This is a genomic window from Rahnella sp. AA (assembly GCF_002834385.1).
Lineage (GTDB): Bacteria > Pseudomonadota > Gammaproteobacteria > Enterobacterales > Enterobacteriaceae > Rahnella.
In genome coordinates this window covers 1-21,596 of sequence record NZ_PITQ01000021.1, presented here as the reverse complement: position 1 = coordinate 21,596, position 21,596 = coordinate 1, and the positions used below count along the sequence as shown (strand labels likewise).

At 48.5% G+C, this 21,596-nt stretch carries 24 protein-coding genes and 1 pseudogene; 21 read left to right on the top strand and 4 right to left on the bottom strand.

Translation table 11 applies throughout. The features are described 5' to 3' along the window. Window positions 1–111 precede the first annotated feature (111 nt). The 12 genes from CWS43_RS27865 to CWS43_RS26695 all read left to right on the top strand — a co-directional run bounded on the left by CWS43_RS27865 (window position 112) and on the right by CWS43_RS26695 (window position 9,106). The gene (locus CWS43_RS27865) at window positions 112–312 is read left to right on the top strand and encodes a helix-turn-helix transcriptional regulator (protein ID WP_157825446.1); all 201 of its coding nucleotides are present in this window, start codon (window positions 112–114) and stop codon (window positions 310–312) included. A gap of 318 nt (window positions 313–630) precedes the next feature. Further along, window positions 631–1,563, top strand: coding sequence for a hypothetical protein (locus CWS43_RS26745; RefSeq protein ID WP_053011601.1), 933 nt, complete (start codon window positions 631–633; stop codon window positions 1,561–1,563). Between the two features lie 138 nt (window positions 1,564–1,701). Continuing rightward, window positions 1,702–1,896 (top strand): AlpA family transcriptional regulator, encoded by a 195-nt coding sequence (locus tag CWS43_RS26740; RefSeq protein WP_009635172.1) that lies wholly within the window; start codon window positions 1,702–1,704, stop codon window positions 1,894–1,896. Between the two features lie 14 nt (window positions 1,897–1,910). After that, window positions 1,911–2,498 (top strand): DUF2857 domain-containing protein, encoded by a 588-nt coding sequence (locus CWS43_RS26735; protein WP_053011602.1) that lies wholly within the window; start codon window positions 1,911–1,913, stop codon window positions 2,496–2,498. Then, window positions 2,488–2,697, top strand: coding sequence for a TraR/DksA family transcriptional regulator (locus CWS43_RS26730; RefSeq protein ID WP_050944182.1), 210 nt, complete (start codon window positions 2,488–2,490; stop codon window positions 2,695–2,697). The genes CWS43_RS26735 and CWS43_RS26730 overlap by 11 nt, the downstream gene beginning before the upstream one ends. A gap of 407 nt (window positions 2,698–3,104) precedes the next feature. Next, window positions 3,105–3,326 (top strand): hypothetical protein, encoded by a 222-nt coding sequence (locus tag CWS43_RS26725; RefSeq protein ID WP_053011603.1) that lies wholly within the window; start codon window positions 3,105–3,107, stop codon window positions 3,324–3,326. 77 nt (window positions 3,327–3,403) lie between these two features. Further along, a complete protein-coding gene (locus CWS43_RS26720) occupies window positions 3,404–4,051 on the top strand; it encodes a lytic transglycosylase domain-containing protein (RefSeq protein ID WP_101080152.1) in 648 nt (215 codons plus the stop codon). Continuing rightward, the gene (locus tag CWS43_RS26715) at window positions 4,051–4,329 is read left to right on the top strand and encodes a TrbC/VirB2 family protein (RefSeq protein ID WP_101080155.1); all 279 of its coding nucleotides are present in this window, start codon (window positions 4,051–4,053) and stop codon (window positions 4,327–4,329) included. Before CWS43_RS26720 ends, CWS43_RS26715 begins: the two co-directional genes overlap by 1 nt. Window positions 4,330–4,340: 11 nt before the next feature. Beyond that, window positions 4,341–7,088: a VirB3 family type IV secretion system protein gene (locus CWS43_RS26710; RefSeq protein WP_101080151.1), complete on the top strand. Its 2,748-nt coding sequence runs from the start codon at window positions 4,341–4,343 to the stop codon at window positions 7,086–7,088. Between the two features lie 23 nt (window positions 7,089–7,111). Beyond that, entirely contained in the window at window positions 7,112–7,828 is a 717-nt protein-coding gene (locus CWS43_RS26705; protein ID WP_101080150.1) for a type IV secretion system protein, read from the top strand. A gap of 10 nt (window positions 7,829–7,838) precedes the next feature. Beyond that, complete coding sequence (locus tag CWS43_RS26700) at window positions 7,839–8,063, top strand: EexN family lipoprotein (RefSeq protein ID WP_053011700.1); 225 nt, start codon at window positions 7,839–7,841, stop codon at window positions 8,061–8,063. Window positions 8,064–8,074: 11 nt separating this feature from the next. Then, window positions 8,075–9,106: a type IV secretion system protein gene (locus CWS43_RS26695; RefSeq protein WP_053011607.1), complete on the top strand. Its 1,032-nt coding sequence runs from the start codon at window positions 8,075–8,077 to the stop codon at window positions 9,104–9,106. A gap of 69 nt (window positions 9,107–9,175) precedes the next feature. Here the strand turns inward: CWS43_RS26695 and CWS43_RS27440 are convergent, their stop codons facing one another. Continuing rightward, a complete protein-coding gene (locus CWS43_RS27440) occupies window positions 9,176–9,331 on the bottom strand; it encodes a hypothetical protein (protein ID WP_198555938.1) in 156 nt (51 codons plus the stop codon). Here CWS43_RS27440 and CWS43_RS26690 point away from each other — a divergent pair. The 9 genes from CWS43_RS26690 (at window position 9,330) to CWS43_RS26650 (ending at window position 17,657) form a co-directional block, all read left to right on the top strand. Further along, window positions 9,330–10,013: a virB8 family protein gene (locus CWS43_RS26690; RefSeq protein WP_101080149.1), complete on the top strand. Its 684-nt coding sequence runs from the start codon at window positions 9,330–9,332 to the stop codon at window positions 10,011–10,013. The two genes, CWS43_RS27440 and CWS43_RS26690, sit on opposite strands and share 2 nt — an antisense overlap. Further along, a complete protein-coding gene (virB9, locus tag CWS43_RS26685) occupies window positions 10,010–10,900 on the top strand; it encodes a P-type conjugative transfer protein VirB9 (RefSeq protein WP_369825957.1) in 891 nt (296 codons plus the stop codon). The genes CWS43_RS26690 and virB9 overlap by 4 nt, the downstream gene beginning before the upstream one ends. Further along, complete coding sequence (gene virB10 / locus CWS43_RS26680) at window positions 10,897–12,201, top strand: VirB10/TraB/TrbI family type IV secretion system protein (RefSeq protein WP_101080147.1); 1,305 nt, start codon at window positions 10,897–10,899, stop codon at window positions 12,199–12,201. The genes virB9 and virB10 overlap by 4 nt, the downstream gene beginning before the upstream one ends. Continuing rightward, entirely contained in the window at window positions 12,191–13,219 is a 1,029-nt protein-coding gene (gene virB11, locus CWS43_RS26675) for a P-type DNA transfer ATPase VirB11 (RefSeq protein ID WP_101080146.1), read from the top strand. The genes virB10 and virB11 overlap by 11 nt, the downstream gene beginning before the upstream one ends. A 49-nt stretch (window positions 13,220–13,268) precedes the next feature. Continuing rightward, the gene (locus CWS43_RS26670) at window positions 13,269–13,571 is read left to right on the top strand and encodes a TrbM/KikA/MpfK family conjugal transfer protein (protein WP_101080145.1); all 303 of its coding nucleotides are present in this window, start codon (window positions 13,269–13,271) and stop codon (window positions 13,569–13,571) included. Between the two features lie 18 nt (window positions 13,572–13,589). Next, window positions 13,590–13,895 carry a hypothetical protein gene (locus tag CWS43_RS26665; RefSeq protein ID WP_101080144.1) on the top strand — a complete coding sequence of 102 codons (306 nt, stop codon included), beginning with the start codon at window positions 13,590–13,592 and terminating at the stop codon, window positions 13,893–13,895. A gap of 746 nt (window positions 13,896–14,641) precedes the next feature. Continuing rightward, window positions 14,642–16,513 carry a type IV secretory system conjugative DNA transfer family protein gene (locus CWS43_RS26660; RefSeq protein WP_101080154.1) on the top strand — a complete coding sequence of 624 codons (1,872 nt, stop codon included), beginning with the start codon at window positions 14,642–14,644 and terminating at the stop codon, window positions 16,511–16,513. A 10-nt stretch (window positions 16,514–16,523) separates the two neighbouring features. Continuing rightward, window positions 16,524–17,270 (top strand): MobC family replication-relaxation protein, encoded by a 747-nt coding sequence (gene mobC, locus CWS43_RS26655; protein WP_101080143.1) that lies wholly within the window; start codon window positions 16,524–16,526, stop codon window positions 17,268–17,270. A gap of 99 nt (window positions 17,271–17,369) precedes the next feature. Beyond that, window positions 17,370–17,657 (top strand): hypothetical protein, encoded by a 288-nt coding sequence (locus CWS43_RS26650; RefSeq protein ID WP_101080142.1) that lies wholly within the window; start codon window positions 17,370–17,372, stop codon window positions 17,655–17,657. Between the two features lie 440 nt (window positions 17,658–18,097). Here the strand turns inward: CWS43_RS26650 and CWS43_RS27340 are convergent, their stop codons facing one another. The 3 genes and pseudogenes from CWS43_RS27340 to CWS43_RS26625 form a co-directional block, all read right to left on the bottom strand. Further along, the gene (locus CWS43_RS27340; RefSeq protein WP_157825445.1) at window positions 18,098–18,979 is read right to left on the bottom strand and encodes a hypothetical protein; all 882 of its coding nucleotides are present in this window, start codon (window positions 18,977–18,979) and stop codon (window positions 18,098–18,100) included. Next, window positions 18,979–20,655, bottom strand: coding sequence for an AAA family ATPase (locus CWS43_RS26635; RefSeq protein ID WP_101080140.1), 1,677 nt, complete (start codon window positions 20,653–20,655; stop codon window positions 18,979–18,981). The genes CWS43_RS27340 and CWS43_RS26635 overlap by 1 nt, the downstream gene beginning before the upstream one ends. Before the next feature lie 762 nt (window positions 20,656–21,417). Continuing rightward, window positions 21,418–21,596 (bottom strand): annotated as a pseudogene (locus tag CWS43_RS26625) (IS110 family transposase); the annotation flags it as partial.

Genomic DNA, 21,596 nt, shown 5'->3' with positions numbered 1-21,596 from the left:
TGATTTAATATCAAGATACATTTCAGCTCTATTAGAAAAAGAAAGTTTATCTAAATATAAAACTGACAAAACCCGTTTTTTGGATACCTGATATTAAACAATGAGTTCGGATTGACACCTAAGGAAATACAAATTTTATACGAATTATTTCGTGGTGAAAAGTTATCTTCGCTGCCAAAAAAATTATTCGTATCGACTAATACTATAAAAACGCATTTAAAAAACATTTATAGCAAATTAAATGTAAAAGGATATAAGGAATGTTTATCTCTGATTGATGGTGTAATCATGGATAAATTACGAAATTCATAGTATCCAGTGTCCATAGAAACTGATTATGTACTATATCATCCATTAATTATTTTTTATTGCCTTTTCAGAAGCCATGATTATTTTTTCAATTTCTTGTGTGGAGTTTGTCCCAACAATAACAATTCAAAAGAATATCAATAATAAACCATCCAATTTACAAATACCTCACTCAGTTTAAAAGGCTCATGATTTATCTGTTCTTAATGATTTTCATAATATTTTAAGGGTAATTATTCCTCTACACACATCTATCCTTCCCTGGTTTATTCAATGTGGCTTGCTGCCCAAGAGTCGTGGTTAGATGAAAGGAGAAATATAATGCCAGAAAATAACAACCCGGTAAGATTCATGCAAAAGACGCAAGAATGGGTGACTATTCAAGAGGCTGTAGAAATAGCTTCTGATCATTTCGATATGAAAATCAGTTGTAGTGATATTTTACGTAACGTTCTTTATGGGAATGTTTTTATATCTATATATTTCCAATCACCGGTTATACTCCGCAAGGTAAAAACCACTAATTACAAAGTAAAACTAACTCCCCTAACTGGTTCACTCATTCATCGTCTTTGCAATTTGGATAGCGTAAGCTTTATAAATAATGATCGCTTTAAAGTTAGCACTGAACATGAATATATCAGATCTAAGGAGCGAGTTATTGATACTCCCTTACTTGGCTATGAATATGTTATTATTCAGAGCTTGCTTGCACAGTCCCTCAAATTACCCTTACCCATAAAGGGGGCACATGATAATAACTATGGCATTTCAGTTTGTTATAAAGGAGATATATTCCAAATTTTTGAAAAGATAACATTGCACGACAGAATTAAGCAACAAATAGAACGACTTCCAAAAGATATTACACCAATATTTTCTGAACATGATCCTTATGTAGACGTGGATGAACAAAGTTCGAAAAAAATTTTCCCTATTTATATTTTACCAAAAGATGCTTTTTTTGTTATCCGTAATGAGGAGTTCAATAAATTACTTAATCTCATTGTTAAAAATAAAATACCGCCATCATCTTCTACACGGATATCAACACCACTATCTCGCTTGCTCTGGCTTGCCTGTAGGCATAATGAGACTATTAGTCCTTTAGTAAAACAACCATATAAACTCCTCTCAATCTTTGAACAATGGGCATCAGCCGATGGCATAACCGATAGACTGAGCGGAGATACACTTAAAACCGCACTGGAACGCGGATCTCCCCTTTACACGCCTGCTTCCAAACAAAAATGATATTTCATGATCTGACCTAAAAACCCGAATTACGGATCATCAAATCCTTAATACGGGTTCATCAGCTTTACCTTCCAGCTTTCCTCGTGCTTTTTTGTAGCCTCCAGAATTTTTTTTATTTTTGTACTGGAGGAAGTTATGACATCTCATCAGTTATTACGACTTAAACAGGTTGAAGAAAAAACAGGCCTGAAGCGCTCTCAAATCTATCTGTATATGAAGGACGGTACCTTTCCCCGTTCAATAAAGATTGGCCCGGCCAGTGTGGCCTGGCTCGAATCGGAAATTGACGAATGGATCAATATTAAATTAGTCCGCCGCTCAATAGGCTGAAGGGAGAAAACACCATGACTATCCCATCACTGAATTACGCCGTATTAACCGATGCTCTGCACGCATTGAAGGATGGCAACATCCGTCGCTGTGAGTTACTCGGATTCACTTTCGACGAAATGAATGCCCTCAACCAATTGTCACTAGACGAGCTGTTTATCATTAGTCGTGAGTCTGCGCCATTTTTGGCTGTGACGGTTCATCACGACGCATTACGCCTGCTTCTGGCGAAGTCCCGTGAGGAGGTTCTGCAGCAACACCGTATCAACCACGCTATTCAGCTGGGTGGGTCGATTGCGTTGCTAACTCACTATTTTGGTCTCACATCCAATGAGGTCAGCCTGCGTCGTAGGTTGCTGGATATCACCATCCCTCATGGCCGGACACCCATCCCGGATGAATGGACCGATGCCCGGATCTGGGTGCAATGGCAAAAATGCAGGGTAGCTAATCTAGAATCAACCGAGGCACTGGAGGCGATGATACAGGTCACTGAGAAATTGTCCGCCCAGCCCGATAACCCCTCGCTCACTGTCGTTTGGAACCGTATCAAGCTTTTCGAACGTGAAGCATCTGATAGGGAGACGTCTCATGCCGGATGAGATCGACCGCGATCAGGAGTTTAATGAACAGCGGCTGGAAGATATGATTGAACAAAGCCGTTTCAAACCCGCTGTAACGCCTTCATTACTTCACTGTCAATTCTGTGGGAAACCTATTCCAGAGAAAAGGCGGCAGACACTGCCCGGGGTGACGACATGTACGGATTGCCAGTCCATTCTTGAACGTCGCAGACGCTAATCATTATGCCGGTTACGTGCGGGGGAGTTTCTCTTCCCCGCGCGTTTTTATATTCCCCTATCAGTCAAGAATCCGTTGATTTATTTTATTACCTCCATCAACAGATGGTTTAATCCCGCCAGATAAATCCATCTTTAATTTTATTAACTCTCTTTGTTGTTTTTTGAATTTATTATATCGAAGAATTTTTTAATATTGCATTCTGAATGCGTTGTAATTCAATAACTGATCTTATGGACGTTTATTCGTTCGGGACGAGCATTGCTCTTTAAAAATAAGGTTCGGGCTGTCACGAAACCACAATTCAGGGTGCCGCTGAATGTTCTCGCTGACCCGTTGAAACCGGAATGCAGAATTGGGATGTGACATTTATTTAACTCATCGTTGTTTTTATTAGAGGAGGCCTCATGCGAAGACCCATTTATCAGGTGTTTGTCACCCAGGAAAGTCAGCCCGACCTACAGGGTGAAAAAAACACCTGGTGGACGAAAGTCGGCGTGGCTTTTGCCCATCACGGTAAACCCGGCCTTAACGTGGTACTGACACCCGGCATTGCCGTTTCCGGCAAGTTAGTGCTCCTTGAGCCCAGGGATGACGGCGATGCGACACAGGATACTGAGCCCGTTTAACCGCCCTTCTCCCTTTTTCCGGCCCTGTGCCGTCTGATGGCGGTACGCGTTGCCCGGTTTACCATTCCGAGGCCATCATGCTTTCCACCTCCGTGTTTCTGGCGGCGGCCATGCAGTGCGCCGCCAGCGTTCACCCGTCTACGGCACTCGATGTGGCGCGGGTCGAATCCGGTTTGAATCCGTATGCCATCGCTGAAATTCTGCCCGGTGGCAAAGGTGTGATTTCACATTTCCCCGCCAGCAGGAATGAGGCCGTCAGCCTCACCGGGCGGCTGGCGGCACAGGACCGACGCTATTCGGTCGGGCTGATGCAAATCACCAGCACCAATTTCCGTCATTACCGCGTGACCGCCAGTGACCTTCTTGACCCCTGTACCAACCTGTCCGTCTTTGAGCACATCCTCACCGACTGCTACCACCGCGGCGGTTCCCTGAAGCGTGCGCTCAGTTGCTACTACTCAGGAAACTTCACAACCGGCCAACAGCCGGAATCCACATTTAACCAGACCAGCTACATCCAGCGCATCGGCTACGCCGTGCCGTCAACGCGGGAAGACCGGCAGCGACCTCCCGCCGAAAAGCTCGTGCTGGCAATCCATTACCCCACCGCCGTCATGCGTGGCGAGCTTACCGATAACGCCACGCCAGTTCTGACATCCCTGCGCTACCCCAACGCCGTGATACGCGGCGCGTTACCCATTCCCGGCCCCCAGGAGGAACAATGATGAAACGAAAACAGACTGACTGGCCCGCCCTCTCTTCCTTGTTAATGGCAAGCCCGGTGCTGGCAGCAGACAGCGGATTTAATAAAGCCAATGAGACGCTGAGCAACACTTCCACCGGCCTGCTCGGGCTGGCTGCCGTCACTATCACGCTCGCAACCATGTGGGTGGGATACAAAGTGTTGTTTGACGGCAAGAGCCTGTATGACATGCGCAACGTCATCATTGGCGCCATCCTTATCGTCGGTGCGTCAGGCTTCGGTGCCTACTGGGCGTCATAAGGGAGGTAACGATGGCTACGCTGAACAAAGCGCTGACGCGGCCTGCCGCCATAGCCGGTATTCCCCTCGTGCCGTTCGTGATGGTCAGCGGGGCCATCGTCCTGCTGGCGGTCTATGTCAGCTATTACCTGATATTACTGCTTATTCCCGCCTGGCTGGAGATGAAGGCAAAGGCCAGAACCGATATTCACTATTTCGGGCTGCTCTGGCTGGCCTTTAAAACCCGTGGCCGTTTTGGCACCAATAAACATTTTGGTGCCAATGCCCTGCTGGCAAACCGCTATGACGCCGTCGACGTCTCGGAGTTTATTGAAAAAATGAAGTTAAACGAGCATGTTACGCTGGATAAATACATTCCGTATTCCTCCCATATTCACCCGCACGTCATCAGAAACCGCCAGGGTGATTTGGTTGCCAGCTGGGAGCTGGAGGGCACCGTTTTTGAATGCGAGGACGAACATCATCTGACGTTAATGGCGACGCATCTCAATAACGTGATTCGTGCATATGAAGGCCTGCCAGTCACTTTCTATCTTCACCGTATCCGGGAAAAATACCACGATGCCTTTGACGCAAATTCAGGTATTCCCTTTTCTGATGAAGTGACCCGGCTGTATTCCCAGCCGATCAACGAAAAGCCGTTCTGGCGGCACCGGCTGTTTTTCACCGTCTGCTATGCGCCCTTCTCTCCGCTGGAGAAAAAGGCCATGAAGGCACAGCCGTCCGGTAAACGCAAAGCGGTGCTGGATGATGCCCTGAAAGTGATGCTGGAACACCGGGATGCGCTGGCTTCGGCGCTGTCCCGCTATACGGCGACGCCACTGGGGATGTATGAAGGCAACGGGCGGGTGTATTCCGCCCAGCTGTCCTTTTATCACCGCCTGCTCACCGGCCAGTGGCAAAAGGTGGCGGTCACGCGTGCGCCGTTTTATGAAACATTAAGCACGCCGGATGTCTTTTTTACCACCGACACCGCCGAGTGCCAGACGGTCGGCGGTTCCCGTTTTTTCCGCAGTCTGGAAATCAAAGATTACTCGCCTGAAACCGCGACCGGCCTGCTGGACGCGCTGCTGTATGCCGAAAGCGAGTACGTGCTGACGCAGTCCTTCACCTGCATGGCCCGCGATGAGGCGCAGAAGCATATTCGCCTGGCGGAAAAGCGCCTGAATTCGGCGGACGACGACGCCATTTCACAGCGAGAAGAGCTGATTGTCCTACGTGACCTGCTCCAGTCCGGGCATGTGTCCTGCGGGAAATACCACTTCTCCCTGCTGGTATCTTCAGACAGCCCAGAGCAGGTGGTGAAGGATACCAACGCGCTGGCGCAGCCTTTCGCCGACCTCGGCATCATGACAACGCTGTCCACGCTGTCGCTGCCCGCCGCGTACCTGGCGCAACTGCCGGGGGTGTATACGTTGCGCCCCCGTCTGGTGGCCGTCAGCAGCCAGAACTTTGCGGATCTGGCGAGCCTGCACAACTTTCATTCCCACAAGCGGAGCGGCAATCCCTGGGGTGACGCCATCGCGATACTCAAATCACCCGGCGGTGGCGGTTATTACCTGAACCTGCACGACAGCCAGAGCGGACGGAATGACTTCAACGAAAAAACGCCGGGTAATACAGCGATTATCGGGAAAACCGGTTCCGGGAAAACGATGCTGATGACCATGATGCAGCAACTGATGCAGAAGTACCGCATTCCTGCGACGTTCAGCGCCTCAGCCACAATCCAGCGGCTCACCACGGTGTATTTTGATAAGGACCGGGCGGCGGAAGTAGCGATACGCCAGATGGGCGGACGCTACTACCGTATCCGTACCGGCACTCCCACCGGGTTTAACCCGTTTTCGCTTGCCCCAACCCGGCGGAATATCAGCTTTATCAAACGACTGGTGCGCATGCTGTGCGGCCGCAACGGCAAGCCGCTCGATCCGCGCGATGAGGAGCGGATCAGTGCCGCCGTGGATACCATTATGCTCGACTACCCGCCGGAATACCGCAAGTTCGGTATCACCCGGCTGCTGGAAGTCCTGCCGGAGCCGCCAACCACCGACGCCCGCATCAACGGGCTACGTATTCGCCTTAAACAGTGGGCGCAGGGCGGCGAGTTCGGCTGGGTATTCGACAATGAGGAGGACACCTTCAACATTAGCAACATTGATAACGTAGGTATCGACGGTACGGAATTTCTTGATGATGACGATATTCGCGGCCCCATCACGTTTTATCTGCTTTACCGCGTCACCAGCCTGCTGGATGGTCGCCGGCTGGTGATGTTCATGGACGAGTTCTGGAAATGGCTGGCCGATGTCGAATTTTCCCGCTTCTCGCTCAATATGCTGAAGGTGATCCGCAAGCTGAACGGCATCTTCGTCCCCGCCACGCAGTCGCCTGACGAAATCGTCAAGCACCCTATTGCTCCGGCGATTATCGAGCAGTGCAGCACGCAGATTTTTCTCGCCAACCCGAAGGCCAGCCGGGCGGATTACGTGGAAAAGATGAAAGTGCCGGAAAGCGTGTACGACATCGTCAGAAACCTCGATCCGGGGGAGCGCTCTATGGTGGTTCTGAAAACGCCGTTACGCGCAGGTGAAACCCGGCCATTTGTGGCGATGGCGAAAATGGATTTAGCGGGTCTCGGGAAACTTACCAAAATGCTGAGCGGGAGCGAAGACAACCTGAAGCTGTTCGACACCCTGTATCAGGAAGGTATGCAGCCTGATGACTGGAAAGCCGCCTTCCTTGAACAAGCCCTGTAATAATCCTGACGGAGGTAATCAAAATGCGGTTCAGAAATATCCTACTGGCATTATCGTTGTTGATTTCCACCCAGGCGATGAGCGCCGGAATACCGGTATTCGACGCCGTACAGAATACCGAATCCATGAATCAGTGGATCCAGAAACTCCAGCAGTGGCAGGAAACCGTCACCCATTACAGAAGTGAACTTGATGCCTACAAGCAGCAATTAGCCACGGCAACGGGCGTGCGGGACGTTCAGGCATTTCTCCGCGAGGCCAAAAGTCTGAAAACCGATATTGATAATCTTCGTCAGAACGGTATTTCACTGGATGACCTGCTGAGCAACCCAAGCGGGTCATATTCGTCTGAACTGAATAGCTTGTATAACAAATATAAATCGTTCGATACCTGTAACCCGTCCAGCGCTTCACAACGCTATCTGGACAGCTGCAAACAGAGGATCCTGAATCAGGCTGTAGCAATAGAAAATACGTCCGAGGTTGAAAACAAGATCACGGGCACGCTCGGTGATATATCAGATTTATCAGACCGTATTGCTAATGCGCAGGATTCGAAAGAGTCACAGGACCTGGCTAACGCCATCGCGGCCAAAAGCGTACAATTGAATGCGCTGACCAGCCAGTGGGAAATGTCAGTCAAACAGGCAGAGCAACGTTCCACTATGCTGACTCAGCAGCGGCAAAAAGCTTTCAATGAGCAGCAACTCGCCGCGCCTGTTCCTGACTTTAATGATTGAGAGGGCAAACATGAAAACATCAATATTGTTGATTCCAATTATTTCAGGATTCTTATTACTGACAGGATGTGATAACCCGAAATCAACACAATGGTATAAAGAGCACCAGGATGAAATGAATATCCGTTATAAGACGTGCGAATCATCCGGTGATGATTCCCAAGATTGTAAAAACGTACGTGAGGCACGATTTGAACTCCGTCAGGGGAAAGCAAAGGTTCCCGACTTAAATTAACGAGGTGACCTATGTCAGCTGGTATGTTTGTTGGAATGAACAACACTATCACTGGCGGTTTAAATGCCGTACTACAGGGACAAACTTCCGTGTACGGCAATATGATCAGTGTTATCGCCGTCAGTTCATTTACATTATTTATCACTTATCGTGGGTATCAGACTTTGGCAGGAAAACTTCAAACCCCGATAGAAGATGTCGTATGGGATGTCGGACGAATGTTGTTGATCATGACGTTCGTTTTAAATCTTGGCAGTTGGCTGGATTTAGCCATCTCGGCCATTAATGGATTAAAAGATGGTGTCAGCGGCGACGATAATGTCTGGGCATTGCTCGATACCGTATGGGAAAAAGCACAGGCAATCGGACAAAAACTTTATCAAAATGATGATTCCAACTATGTAAAACTTAACGGAGGGATTGCTGAAATTCTGGTATGGGGAGGCGCTATCGTTACTCTGCTATTCGGCTCGACCGTTAACCTTTTAGCCGAAATCACAATAGTATTAATGACCACTACCGCGCCGATTTTTATTTTCTGCCTGCTATATAGATTCCTAACCTCCATGTTCAATAACTGGTTGAAAACTATATTTACCGTTATTCTGACGATTATGTTTTCAGCATTGTCACTCAGGATAGTGATTAATTATCTGAACGAAATATTGGATAAGGCGGTCAGTTTCGCGGATAACGCCAATATCATCACGCTCGGCGTTCAGTGCTGTGTCGCCGGTGTTATTTCAGGCGTCATCATCTACTTCTCAGCAAAAGTTGCCAGCGCATTAGGCAGTGCCGCCGTACAGGCCGTGTTACAGGGTGCAGCCATGAGCGGACTGCGCGGGCTGGCCAGCAAATCTGCCGACGTTGCCGGACCCGGCATAAAGGCCGGGGGCGGACTGACCGCCAAAGGTGGCATGGCCGCAGCCGCGACAACCGGCAGGTTCATTGCCGCAGGTGCGGGCAAAGCCGTGAACGCCTGGCAGAAACGTGCTACCGCCATTGAAAGCATGAAACGCCAGAATCAGCAGCGTCACCGTTAATTCCTCCCGACCGCTAATTTCTTTTCTCCGTCACGCCGTGGCCTCTGCCAGCGGTGCGGCCTTCCTGCATTAATCCGATAAGAGGCTTCCATGAAATTCAGCATCTTGCTTCTGATGCTGTGCGCGCTTACGGGCTGCGCGCAGCATCAGGGCGACCTCCCGCCGGTGTCCGGCGATCCCCAGCCGGTGAATTCCCCCGCCATGATCCAGGAGCTGACTCACCATGTCTGATATTCAGCGCATCATTAATGTCTCGCGCTCTTTTGAATCCATCCTGCTGGAAAAGGAAGAGCATTCCCGCAAAACTGCCTGGCGTGTGGCCGCTGCCGGGCTGATTCTGGCTGCACTGGCAATTACGGCCATTCTTATTCTGCTGCCGCTGAAAACCACTGACATTGAATTGTGGTCGGTGGATAAACAAACTGGTCGTTATGAGTATATGACCCGCATTAAAGAGCGGGATATGGCGTCTGAAAAAGCGCTGGCCCATTCACTGGCGGCACACTATGTCAGACTCCGCGAAGGGTATAATTATTTCGCCCTCCAGCGTGATTACGACGACGTACAGTTATTTAACAGCAACAGCGTGAACCGGGATTATCTGGACGGGTTTAATGGCGACCAGGCTCCGGACGTTATTTTTAACAAAGCCGAATATGTCGTCTATATCGACATTATTTCTAATGTGCATGCGCCTGCCACCGGGCCGGATAGCCTGGCAACACTGCGTATTAAGCGTACCCTTCGCCGTGTTTCTGATAATTCAGTGAAAACGGACTTCTGGAATATCCGCCTCACTTACCGTTATGTCCCGCATCAGCAACTGACGGACAGTCAGCGTGAAGTGAACCCGCTGGGCTTTATCGTCACCAGCTACCAACGCGATAAAGAACTGAGGAGCGAATGATGCTGAAAAACATCCTACTCCTGACGGGCTTAATGGTGTCATGCGCGGCATGGAGTGCCGCCACCCCGCGTGGCAGCGGCTATGACAGCCGGATGCAGAACGTCTCGTATAACAGCCAGAACGCCACCGTGGTGAACACCCGCCCTGGCTACGTCACCACGCTGCTGTTTGACGACGATGAAGCTGTGATTGATGCACAAGCGGGTTTTCCCAAAGGCTGGACGGTAACGAAAAGTGATAACCGGGTGGGTGTCAGCCCGAACCCCATCACCCAGCCGGTGACGGACGCCAGCGGCAACAACGTCAGCCAGGTGTTCCTGCCCACGGCAAAGGACTGGAAGACCAACCTCTTCGTGGTGACCTCAAAGCGTGATTACAGCCTGGAGCTGAACGTGCTGGACCACGATTCCCCCGCGCAGGCGTTCGTTATCCGTTACCACTATCCGGCCGAGGTTCGCCAGCAATCCGCCGCCGCCAGCGCCGCACGTCAGACGCAGCAGCGTGAAAGACAGGAGAAGCAGCAGATAGCAGCGGCATTCGGACAGGCCAGCACGCCGCGCAACTGGCGCTACACCAAACGGGTCGCCGCCGGTTCGACCTCCATCGCACCGGATTTTGCCTGGGATGATGGTCGTTTTGCTTATATCGGTTTTCCCCCCATCAGAACCCTGCCTTCCGTTTTCCGGGTGGTTAACGGACAGGAGCAGGCGCTCACGCCCCGGACGGTTAAGCAGGGTAATTACACCGTGATGGTGGTTCCGGCAGCGCCACAACTGGTGTTGCGTTACGGCACCTCGGTGGTGGGGATCGAAAACGACGGATTCGGGCGCATCCCGATAACCCGCAGCGACACTGTTTCACCGTCCGTTACGCTGGAGGCGAAATGACCGATAAACCTGTCCCGGATGAACCGGAAAAAACCACCGCAGAGCGGGAAGCGGAGGCCCGCGAACGCGCCCGTGCGGCAATGGCGTATCAGGAGCCGGAGCAGAAAACACCGCCCGGCCAGCCGGAAGTGACCCGTTTTCGTAAGGCATCAGGTCGCCGCACGCTGATCGTCAGCCTGCTGAGTCTGGCGCTGATGATCGCCCTGGCATCCGGCGGCGATCGTCTTTTCAGTGCATTGAGAGAGGGTAATGAGAAAGAAGCCGACACCGCGCCGCAGCCCTCCTCCGGGAAGACGCTGCATGAGCGTCAAAATCTGGGCATGGACAGTAACCCGTTTGGCCTGTTCGGGCCACACACACAGGACGGAACAGACCCTGTCAGCCAGACCGTTACTCCCGCACCAACGCAGCCACCGGCCCCACCCGCCCTGAACAAGGCAGCCGCGCTGGCTGACGGGGTGAACAACGCCCGAACAATGCCGGGCGATAATGCACGCACGTCCCCGGGTGAAACGCGCAGCCACGCAGAAACGTCCGACAGTCGGTCATCATCCACGACGTACACATCCTGTCCGTCAGTACTGACCAGGGGAAAGGATGGCAGCCTGCGCTGCCCGGATACTGCCGCGCCGGAAACGGGCAACAACGACAATCCGGGCGTCGCCCGTGTCACCGGCGTCAGACGACTGGGTCTCGATCCTGATCTCTATATCCCGGTGGACCGCTATATCCCGTGTTCGATGATGTGGCGCTTCGTGTCCGATGTCGGGGGGCATATTTCCTGCCTGATTAGTGAAGATGTTTACAGCGCCAGCAACCATGTGACGCTGATCCCGGCGGGAACGGTCGCCCGTGGCATCTACCGCACCGGGGCACTGCAACACGGACGCAGCCGGATGTTTGTGCTGTGGACGGAGCTGCGCACGCCTGAGCCCGGCAGCCTGCAAATCCCGCTCAACAATACGCAGGCCAGCGGCCCACTCGGCGAGACGGGGATCTCAGGCTGGATCGACAATCACTTCTGGGAGCGCTTCGGCAATGCCCTGATGCTCAGTACGGTGCAGGACGTGGCAGCGGCGGCGTCAGATGCTGCCCCGGGGAAAGACCGCAATACCGACTACACCGAAAACACCCGTGCCGCCACGGCGGAAATGGCGAAAACGACGCTGGACAACAGCATCAATATCCCGCCCACCCTGTACCTGAATCAGGGTGATGTCATCGGCATCATGACCGGCACCGATATTGATTTCTCATCCGTCTGGCAGCTGCGACTGAAAAAGAGGTGGTATGAACGCTGAAAACCTGTCGCTGGATTTTATGAAAAACCAGCTGTTTGGTGATTTTATTGCGCAGGACGGCCTGACGGATATTGCCGTTAACCGGCCGGGTGAACTGCATACCAAAATCCGGGGGAAATGGCGAAGACATGAAGCCCCGATTACGCTGCGCCAGTGTTACGCCTTTGCCAGAGCGCTGGCGTCGTGGCAGGACGATAATATCGACGACACCTCGCCGATCCTTTCCGCCACGCTTGAGTCAGGCGAGCGCATTCAGGCCATTATTCCCCCGGCCTGTGAGCGTAATACCGTGTCTATTACGCTGCGCAAACCCTCATTCGGGCAGAAAACGCATCAGTCATGGATTGATGCGGGATTTTATAACCGGGTGACCGGTAAGGAGCGAACGGAAGGCAAAGATGTTGAATTGACCCGCTATTATCAAGGTGGGGATATTTCCCGCTTTATGGAAAAAGCGGTGGAATACGGCAAGACGATTTTTATCGTCGGTGAAACCGGATCCGGTAAAACCACCTATATGAAAACGCTGCTGCACTCTATTCCCCGGCACCTCAGGCTGACCACCATCGAGGATAATCCCGAAATCCGATTCTATCACCACACCAATTATGTCCATCTCTTTTATCCGGCGGATGCCGGGGATAATGCCATTGTCACGCCCGGCAGGCTGATACGCGCCAATTATCGTATGAACCCTGACCGGATATTACTGGCTGAAATTCGCGGACAAGAAGCCTGGGATGCGCTGAAAATCGTCGGTTCCGGGCATGAGGGATTAATGACTTCCCTGCATGCAGGCAGCCCGGAAGAATGTATTGAAGGGTTAATTGACCGCTGCTATGAAAACCCCGACTGCCGGAACATGCCTTTCAACGTGCTTTTACGCAAGGTGCTTAAGAGCATTGATGTGATAGTCAGCATTGATATTCACGGTGACATACGCCGGATGAGTGATGTTTATTTTAAACCCCTTCATCTTAATGGCATGAGAGATGTATTCAGCAAAGGACTTCAATAAATAACTTATCGAATTACGCAGCACTCGTTTGAATATGAAGGTGACCGAAATGAAAAAAGCAATATTCTCCGCATTATTACTGTGCATTATGGCGTCATATTCAACCTCCCTCATGGCCGCTGACGCCTGTGAAGTGGTGTTATGCATGTACGGTAAAGCCACCGGTAACGGCGGCGGCAATGAATGTCATTCGGCTGAACGTGCATTCTTTAATATCATCAAAAAGAACAAGCACGGTTTTCTGCCGGACCATACTGCCGATGCCAGAAAATCATTTTTACTTGAATGTAACTCGGCAGACCCGGCAATTATCAGCCAGATAATCAATAAATTTGGCCGCATGCGTGGTTAATTAACGGAGGTAGTCATCATGAAAAAACCGGGTTTTATTCAGCATCCCTGGACACGTCAGCGCGGAGATTCCATGAGCGCAGCCTGTGTTATTGAGCACATTGAAAATGAGGCGATACGTGGATGCGGCCTTTATTATGAAATTTATCACCACCGGGTTATCTGCCGGTTATTGCAGTTGCTGCAAACGCTGAACGGCACCGACAGAATAACGCTGACAGAAGAAGCTAACCGGCGAGGATTTACGCTGGATGAAACCAGCATTAAAGAAAGTCGTCAGTGTTATTCCGACATCATCAGGGAAATCCGCGAGAGCCTCTATTAATCCCTGCATTAATTTTATTCTCAGGTCCCCTATAGCGCCAAAATATTTCAGCCGGGTCAGGCTTAAGGCGTGCCGGTTTTCAGGTTTTTAAGGCCCTACATTTTTCGCGGATTAAGGAGTGAAGAAATGCGGGCCGTAAAAATGAGGCAGCGGACAGAACTATTTTCGCGGGTTAAGGAGCGAAAATAGTTCAGGCACCGCGCCTCACCGGCAAACAGCCGCGCCCACGCGGATTTTGCCGGCCGGGGGGAGCCGAATAAATTTCGCCGCCCCAGCGAGCGAAAAGCTGTCGCCCACGACAGCGCTTTATTTGGGGGGCATCGCCCCGCACACCGTCGCGGCTAAGTCTCCGGCCAAAAGCCGGTAGCGTGGCGCGACCACCCTCTTTAAAGGTCAGCTTCCCTTTTATTCACGCTGCGAGGAACGAGCAAAGGGAAGAAAAAGGCGAAAGCGACCGTCTTAAAGGGGGTGGTCGCGCGTAGCGGGCGACGGTGTGCCGCCGTTGACGTTGGGGGTTTTGGCGCGGCGTCCAGCCACGAAATTACCCCCATGTGACATATCATAAGGGCGTCCAGCCCGCATGTACTGGCGCACGCCGTGTCGTGCAGGAAAGCATGCTTCCCTGTACATGGCCGCACAGCGGCCACCTTCTTTACCCCATACGTTCGCCCAGCCTTTTCGCCCGACACCGTGGGGCGAACTGATGGGGCGATGTCATGGGGCGAACCGCTGACGAAGGAGGCATCGTGATTTTGAATAAGCTGGCCGTTTCACTATCGCCGATAGTGAATGGCGCGCTGAGCTTCATTGCTTTTATGCAACAGCATCAGCTGATGCTGGCGCTGTTATCGGGGCTGACGATGCCGTTTTTCGCGTCGATGAAAAGCGATGAACGGCAAAAAGCTCCGTTGTGGCAAAAGCTGATTATTGCTTTCTCCATGGTGTGTTTTCTTTCCGGTACCATGGGGCCGGTACTTATCTGGATTTTCCAGTGGCTTTATAAAGACAAAGTAGTCGCCAGTATTCCCGTTCTGGCATGGCCAGTGCTGATTACCTTTACGGTAGCGGGTTTTATTTTACATATTCTGCTGCGCAGGGTATTAACCCCTGAATTAGACAAAATAAAGAAGCGCCTCGTCAGAAAAACCACGCTTGAACGGGAATTACGCACCGATGTCCGCACGGTGAAATCCCTGCTGCCGGAAACGCTGCATTATGACCCGCTGGATTATATCGACCTCAACAAGGGTATTTTTATCGGCATGGACCGCGATATTCAGCCGATGTATCTGCCGTTAAAAGACTGGCAAAAACAACACGCGGATATTATCGGCACCACCGGCGCCGGTAAAGGGGTGGCCACCGGGATATTACTTTATCAAAGTATTCTGGCCGGTGAAGGCGTATTTGTGATGGACCCCAAGGATGATGAGTGGGCACCCCACCTTTACCGCAAAGCCTGTGAAGATGCAGGCAAACCTTTTGCCCTGATTGACCTGCGAAAACCCCAGTACCAGTTAAACCTGATTGAAGAGATCACCGCCGATGAACTGGAAGAACTTTTTGTTGCCGGGTTCAGCCTGGCAGAGAAAGGCCAGGAGTCAGACTTTTATCGCATTGACGACCGGAAGGCGGCGCGTATAGCTGCGCAGCTTGTCACCCGTAATACTGCCTCAACCATTCGGGATGTGTATAACGGAGACTACGTTCAGGCTATTGCAGATAAGATAAAAGCCTTCTTCGGGAAAATTGAAGAGCTGGCCCTACTCAATGCTATTAATGCCCCCACCGGATTTTCGCTTAATAGGATATTTGATGAAGGGGGTTGCTGTTATGTGATTGGTTCAATGCGCAACAGCAAAATCATTACCGCGCAGCGCATGCTGCTGGTTCGCCTGTACCAGCTGGCAGAAAGGCGCGAGCGCGTGAAAGACGTGCCCCGCCCCATTGCTATTTATCTTTCCGAACTGAAATACCATTTATCCAGGCCCGCGCTGGAAGGTTTAGGTGCCGCACGCGATAAAGGCGTGCATATTATTATGGACCATCAGTCGATTGCCGATTTAAAAGACTGTCCGGCAGATTTGAAAGGCGACGCCGTTGTCGGCGCGGTCGTTGAAAATGCCAAATTCAAACTGGTTTATCGGGTCATGGACCCGGACACCGCGGAATGGGTGGCCAGGATGTCAGGCACTATATTAGTCGATGATGAGGTCCGCAAAGCAAAAACCGATGCCGTGCTAACAGAGACTATCGACAGTGAACGCACCATCAGGCAGGCGGAGCGTTTCTTTACCGACAGCAATATGATCCTGAACCTACCCGATTTTGTCAGCTTCATCTTTACGACAAAAACACTCCCCTCTGCTTCTCTGATTTCGCCCATCAGGGTGAGAAAACGCGAACTGGAGATCTGCACCGTGTCGCCCGCCATTGCCGCCACCGCAGCAACAATAAACATCGCCCTGGATTTTAGCGAGGAGGAAACGTCTCCCGGACCTGCATCAACGCCGGATATCACCACAACGCGGCCCGATCTTTTTTTTGATACGGACGAAAAAAACACGACAACACCGAACGCCGATAAAGAAGAAAACCCGTCATTGCTGGACTTTTAAAGGGGGAATGATGCTTATCACCGCATACAGCGAACGCCAGACGCGGCACCGCGAAAAAATACAACGACTGCTGAATTTTCTGAAAGAAGAGACGTACAGTGACTTTAAAACGCTGATGCTGCTATTCGGCTTCAGAGACCATAAATCGCTATATTCCCTGCTTTCAAAAGTCGAGGGCATGGGGTTAATACAAAAGCATGTCCTGGTATCGCGCACGATGAAGATTTCATTGTGGGGCATAACCAGTGACGGACTGGCCATTGTATTAACACCCGACGATGCGCTTTTCCCGGCGCGGTTTGAGCCTTCAAAAATCACCGGCTGGACGCTGGAGCACCACCTTGATAATCAGGCAGCCCGGATCATCCTTGAGCAAAAAGGCGCATCCGGGTGGATAAATGGCGACCGCACAACCTTCCTCAGCCGGTATCAGGTCAGTCATCGCCCAGACGGGCTGATCACCCTGCCCGGCGGCACCGTGATCGCCATTGAGACCGAGCGCCGTCTGAAAACCAAAGCCCGTTACCAGTCGATCATCGCCAGCCATTTGCTGGCGCGGACCCGCAAAAACTGGATTTACGTTTTTTATATCGTGCCGGACCCGCAGAAAAAGCGCGGTCTTGAACGGCTATTTGACAGCATCAGGCACGTGATCGTTAACCATCAGCACATCCCGCTGGAAACCCGCCACCGGAATGTCTTTCGCATCTACACGCTCGACGAGCTGAAACAGCTCGATGCAAGCCACTGCACATAGTTGTTCTCTATCACCAACGGCCCCAACCCGCAGAGCAATGACCAGAACTAATGCCCTTCCGAAATACTCCCTCGACATCAGAACATACAGGACTCCAGAATGAACAGAGAAACTGACCGACTTTCGGACGTACTGACCAAAATGAGCGCCAAAGCGCTGGTGACATGGATGACGCATTCGGCATTACAGGACATACCGCGCGAAACATTACTGGTTCGCGGCAGCGAGTTTGTGTACGCCCTACAGGCAAACTTTGTGCTGCTACGTGATGTTCTGTCAGAAACACTGGAAGATATTGAGCAGCGGAGCCATGACCTCGAAGAAAGATTGGATAATCTGGAACAGCGGCTGCAGACGCTTCAGAAAGATACTGATAATTTGTATTAACTCAGACTTGACCTGACACAACTACGACACAGGGCCAAGCCTAATTTGACAGGCAGCTCTGTGCCAGAAGCGGACATCGTGAACGTGATGGCTCGTTAGGCCAGATATCTAAAAGAACGCTGATCATCTGGATGGGTAATTACAACGATGCCGGTGTGAATGAGGTTGTGGCTCGCACGAGCGATGTCCTGAATGGAGTTTAAAATATTCATAATTGAAGAATGAAGGCTGACGATAAGGATAGCAATTTGAGGGTGATTGGTGATGGATGGCACAACAAATAGATATTCCAACGATTTTATAAATTCTTCGTTAATGCATAAAGCAACCAGATAATTAGTAAACTACTAATCCAATAAAGCCAGTGCCAATCAATAAAAGATAATCTTCATCCATAATTCCACGCCCTCTTTTATAATTTAAAGAGGGCATCATTTCACTCAAAAAGACATAGGATCAATCGTACCATCAAAAATACCATTGCAATGTCCAACCAACCAATTAATCAGCGCGACATCTGTACCAATGCCATAAAAGAACATTGAATACCAGTTATTTGGTGTTCCATGTGACCTATCATTATCCGCTACCATTTTATTGAGATATTCAACAAGTTCAGGAAAAGATAAATGTAATGAAGTATCAGGAATTGCAGTAATTACTGACAAAGGGTTTCTAATCAGAGATGCCCACTTCCCTTGCATCCAATATTTAGCTGTAGACTTCCTAACAACGTTCTCAATATGAAAATTGATCTTGTCAACATGCATTATACTGCATGGAAGAGCACAGAAATCTATCTCAACATCATCGCTTAAAAGCACACCTTGAATAATTATTTTCATTAATCTTTCATCAAGACCGTTATCAAAGTAAGGATGTATCGTGCTCTCATGAGGCGGGGTGCCATGTGTAACATTGCTTCTCAGTGAGTTACACGCACAGGCTGGTATAAGATTTAATGAATATAGTGTTAGCTCAGGAAAAGATGCTTTTGGAAGATAATGGTCTACAGTATGTGACCCAAACCCTCCGCACAATGGGCAGCAGTTTGGGCTAAGTTTATATCTAATCTTTGAAATATATTCAAGCTCACTTCTTGGATGAGAGAAGTGGTATTTCAAACTATCTTTAAAGTTCTTTGGAAAAGTTATCGGAGATAATACAAATGGTGAGCCCTTAGATTTTTTATACTGAATGTAACGTTTCCGCATAATTTTAAAATTAGATGCAACGTGAGCATGAGCAGAAAAGCCAGGATCACGATTCATCATTCTTAAAACCACAAGATCATGAATTTTCAAAGGAGATACCTTGTGCATTAATTTTCCCCTTTTGATAATTTGTCTTTTACATGATGCAACATTTCAACTGGCAGCTCATCAAAGAAATCATTTTTCATTTCTTCATAAGAGCGATTTAGTTTATATGCGTTTCTTATTAATTTTTCAGACAAATTATTTTTTATATTATCCTCGAACACAAAATCAGAGATATCACTAACATTAGCACCAAAAGTTTTCAATCTTGGATTAAAGATGCTAATATTACCATCAATAATTTTAAATACATGCACTTGCTCACGAGTTACCTCACGTACAAGGTAAGGCGAATGTGTAGCAATAAGAGCCAATGACCCAGTTCTCTCTAAAATATCATCCAGTAATGAAATAAAACCAGAGATAAAGTTTGGGTGCAAATGTGTTTCAGGTTCATCAATAAGAACGAATGTACCATTCGCAATGTTTGATAATGACAATAGCGCAAATTTAAAAAATACAAGTTGCCCTGAACTCATTGGATGGTACTGTTCATTTTTCTTGATCATGGGATTCAAATCATCAAGTATTCTCTCCCATGTTCTAAGGCTATTTTCCTCTCCTAGAGCGCCATCAAGTTTCCAAAGTGGAATAGTAGTACCATCCTTTAAACTGATATAAATTCTTTCAAAAGGAATGACATTATCTAGTGACATGCAAAATAGATCAAACATTGTTCTATTACCAATTGGCTGTAAATTTCGGGCCAACGAGATTAGCGCATCCTTAAGCTGCCGTTCTTGTTGAGCACCAGCTTTCCCAACATATATTTTTTTATAGTCGATTTTCAGATTAGCATACTGATTAGGATAGGTCCCAACTACCTCCCCTGGCATTACAAATGCACGAATTCTATTGATCAAAGGTCTACCAGAACCGTTTTGAGGATCTGTCATTTTAAAATCACCACTCTTTATATTTGCTGCAGCTTTGATAAAGTGATTTAAAGTTTGGCTTTTCCCTAATCCATTCTGTCCGATCAATATATTTATTCTTTTGGGTATTATACCTTTCGAATCATATTTAAGATTGAGTGAGTGCACATTCGCGAAACCATCGAGTTTGAAATTAAGATCCAACTCATTTGAAATATAGTCAAGAACTTCATTTTCTAAACCACGCACTACATCTCCAGCATTTCTAAATGCAAAGTATCCTTCACTATTTCTGATGAACGACAGATTGAAGGCACTGCAATCTAGAAACTCTTTAAGATAATATACTGACTTTTCCTTCTTTGTTGTCGTTGAAAATTCGTTTAGATAAACCACATCATTGAGTGATTTTAGAATTCGTTGTGTTTCTTTGACTCCAAAGGTTGATATGATATCTTTATAATCCTCTAAGCTATTCAACATTGAGAAGAATATCATACCCCCTGAAAGTTCGAACTCTTTATCTACGTTGCTCATAGCTTCAAGTACATTTCCAAGGCCACTAAATTTTTCTAAATTTAATTCACTCTCAACTTTAGACTCCATCATGAGAGTGCTAATGGCTATTTTAATTGAAAACTCATAATTTTTACCTACGCCCGTTTGGATATTACAGATAGCATGGGTTTTAAACCGAAAATCATTCCACTTCTCTACTTTTCCAATGCGGATAAGAGGTTTTTTTGATTCATAATTCATTCCGCCTGGAAAATATACAACTTTATAATCATTTTCATCATTCATAATTAGTGCACTCGCTATCAATTTTCTCGAACAAGCAGCAACCCATTTATCACTGCTTGAAAACCCAAAATGAAACCCTGCTGAATATTACAATATTCTGAGTTAAAGCCTTATGGAAAATCAAACTTCGAATCTTACATTAAGATCCTGCACTACTTTCAACTTAATTTACTTTTGGCCACGGAATACATGCAACTTGAATTGAATTATAACCTAAAAAATGAGTATTTTAAAAATAGTATGTCACCCTTAATGTGACATCACACATGTTTTATCTTAACTCACACTACAATTGATGAGTTGAATCAGCTGAACATAAATTTTGATCATATCATTTTGTAGAATAATTCATCAATTATTTTATAATCTGGTAATAAATATTTGCTCAATCTGAGTACTGAATCTTTATTACGCGTGGAGCTGACGTGTCCTTAAGTCCGTACAGATGAACACTGGGGATACGTTGCACCTCGCCGATAAATTCCACTACGGCAGCATCATTGCATCCACTTAGACTGCATCTTTGATACCAGTGAAGAAATTAAGCTAAATTTGAAAGGATGTATGGATTTGCCGCCATGGCAGTAAAAAAATTTTTCCTTCACGACGAGGCCTGCTTCGTACCGGAAGAGGAAATTATCCAGATTTTAATTTGAGATACCGGCAGTCTGGCGGCTTCAATACATAGATGGTCACTGCATTTGACCATTTGGATAGATATGCAAACGTCCGCTTCACGCCCTGAGACATTCGACAAGCTTTTTATGGCTTCAGTAAGGGCGAGTGTCGCGCTTCGAGAGCCAGCAAATACTTTGCTTCATCGTACTGGGTTCTGGTCTTCCAGCAGCGATAAATGATCCTTATCCATTTGAAGGCAAGAGCCCGGATTGCAGACTGGTGAGATTTTCCTTTTTCTCGCAGTCCCTGATAATAAAGTCTGG

Coding starts and splice junctions, on each gene's coding strand:
- CWS43_RS26745 (WP_053011601.1), top strand. CDS start 631: ATGCCAGAAAATAACAACCCGGTAAGATTCATGCAAAAGACGCAAGAA.
- CWS43_RS26740 (WP_009635172.1), top strand. CDS start 1,702: ATGACATCTCATCAGTTATTACGACTTAAACAGGTTGAAGAAAAAACA.
- CWS43_RS26735 (WP_053011602.1), top strand. CDS start 1,911: ATGACTATCCCATCACTGAATTACGCCGTATTAACCGATGCTCTGCAC.
- CWS43_RS26730 (WP_050944182.1), top strand. CDS start 2,488: ATGCCGGATGAGATCGACCGCGATCAGGAGTTTAATGAACAGCGGCTG.
- CWS43_RS26725 (WP_053011603.1), top strand. CDS start 3,105: ATGCGAAGACCCATTTATCAGGTGTTTGTCACCCAGGAAAGTCAGCCC.
- CWS43_RS26720 (WP_101080152.1), top strand. CDS start 3,404: ATGCTTTCCACCTCCGTGTTTCTGGCGGCGGCCATGCAGTGCGCCGCC.
- CWS43_RS26715 (WP_101080155.1), top strand. CDS start 4,051: ATGAAACGAAAACAGACTGACTGGCCCGCCCTCTCTTCCTTGTTAATG.
- CWS43_RS26710 (WP_101080151.1), top strand. CDS start 4,341: ATGGCTACGCTGAACAAAGCGCTGACGCGGCCTGCCGCCATAGCCGGT.
- CWS43_RS26705 (WP_101080150.1), top strand. CDS start 7,112: ATGCGGTTCAGAAATATCCTACTGGCATTATCGTTGTTGATTTCCACC.
- CWS43_RS26700 (WP_053011700.1), top strand. CDS start 7,839: ATGAAAACATCAATATTGTTGATTCCAATTATTTCAGGATTCTTATTA.
- CWS43_RS26695 (WP_053011607.1), top strand. CDS start 8,075: ATGTCAGCTGGTATGTTTGTTGGAATGAACAACACTATCACTGGCGGT.
- CWS43_RS26690 (WP_101080149.1), top strand. CDS start 9,330: ATGTCTGATATTCAGCGCATCATTAATGTCTCGCGCTCTTTTGAATCC.
- CWS43_RS27440 (WP_198555938.1), bottom strand. CDS start 9,331: ATGGTGAGTCAGCTCCTGGATCATGGCGGGGGAATTCACCGGCTGGGG.
- virB9 (WP_369825957.1), top strand. CDS start 10,010: ATGATGCTGAAAAACATCCTACTCCTGACGGGCTTAATGGTGTCATGC.
- virB10 (WP_101080147.1), top strand. CDS start 10,897: ATGACCGATAAACCTGTCCCGGATGAACCGGAAAAAACCACCGCAGAG.
- virB11 (WP_101080146.1), top strand. CDS start 12,191: ATGAACGCTGAAAACCTGTCGCTGGATTTTATGAAAAACCAGCTGTTT.
- CWS43_RS26670 (WP_101080145.1), top strand. CDS start 13,269: ATGAAAAAAGCAATATTCTCCGCATTATTACTGTGCATTATGGCGTCA.
- CWS43_RS26665 (WP_101080144.1), top strand. CDS start 13,590: ATGAAAAAACCGGGTTTTATTCAGCATCCCTGGACACGTCAGCGCGGA.
- mobC (WP_101080143.1), top strand. CDS start 16,524: ATGCTTATCACCGCATACAGCGAACGCCAGACGCGGCACCGCGAAAAA.
- CWS43_RS26650 (WP_101080142.1), top strand. CDS start 17,370: ATGAACAGAGAAACTGACCGACTTTCGGACGTACTGACCAAAATGAGC.
- CWS43_RS27340 (WP_157825445.1), bottom strand. CDS start 18,979: ATGCACAAGGTATCTCCTTTGAAAATTCATGATCTTGTGGTTTTAAGA.
- CWS43_RS26635 (WP_101080140.1), bottom strand. CDS start 20,655: ATGAATGATGAAAATGATTATAAAGTTGTATATTTTCCAGGCGGAATG.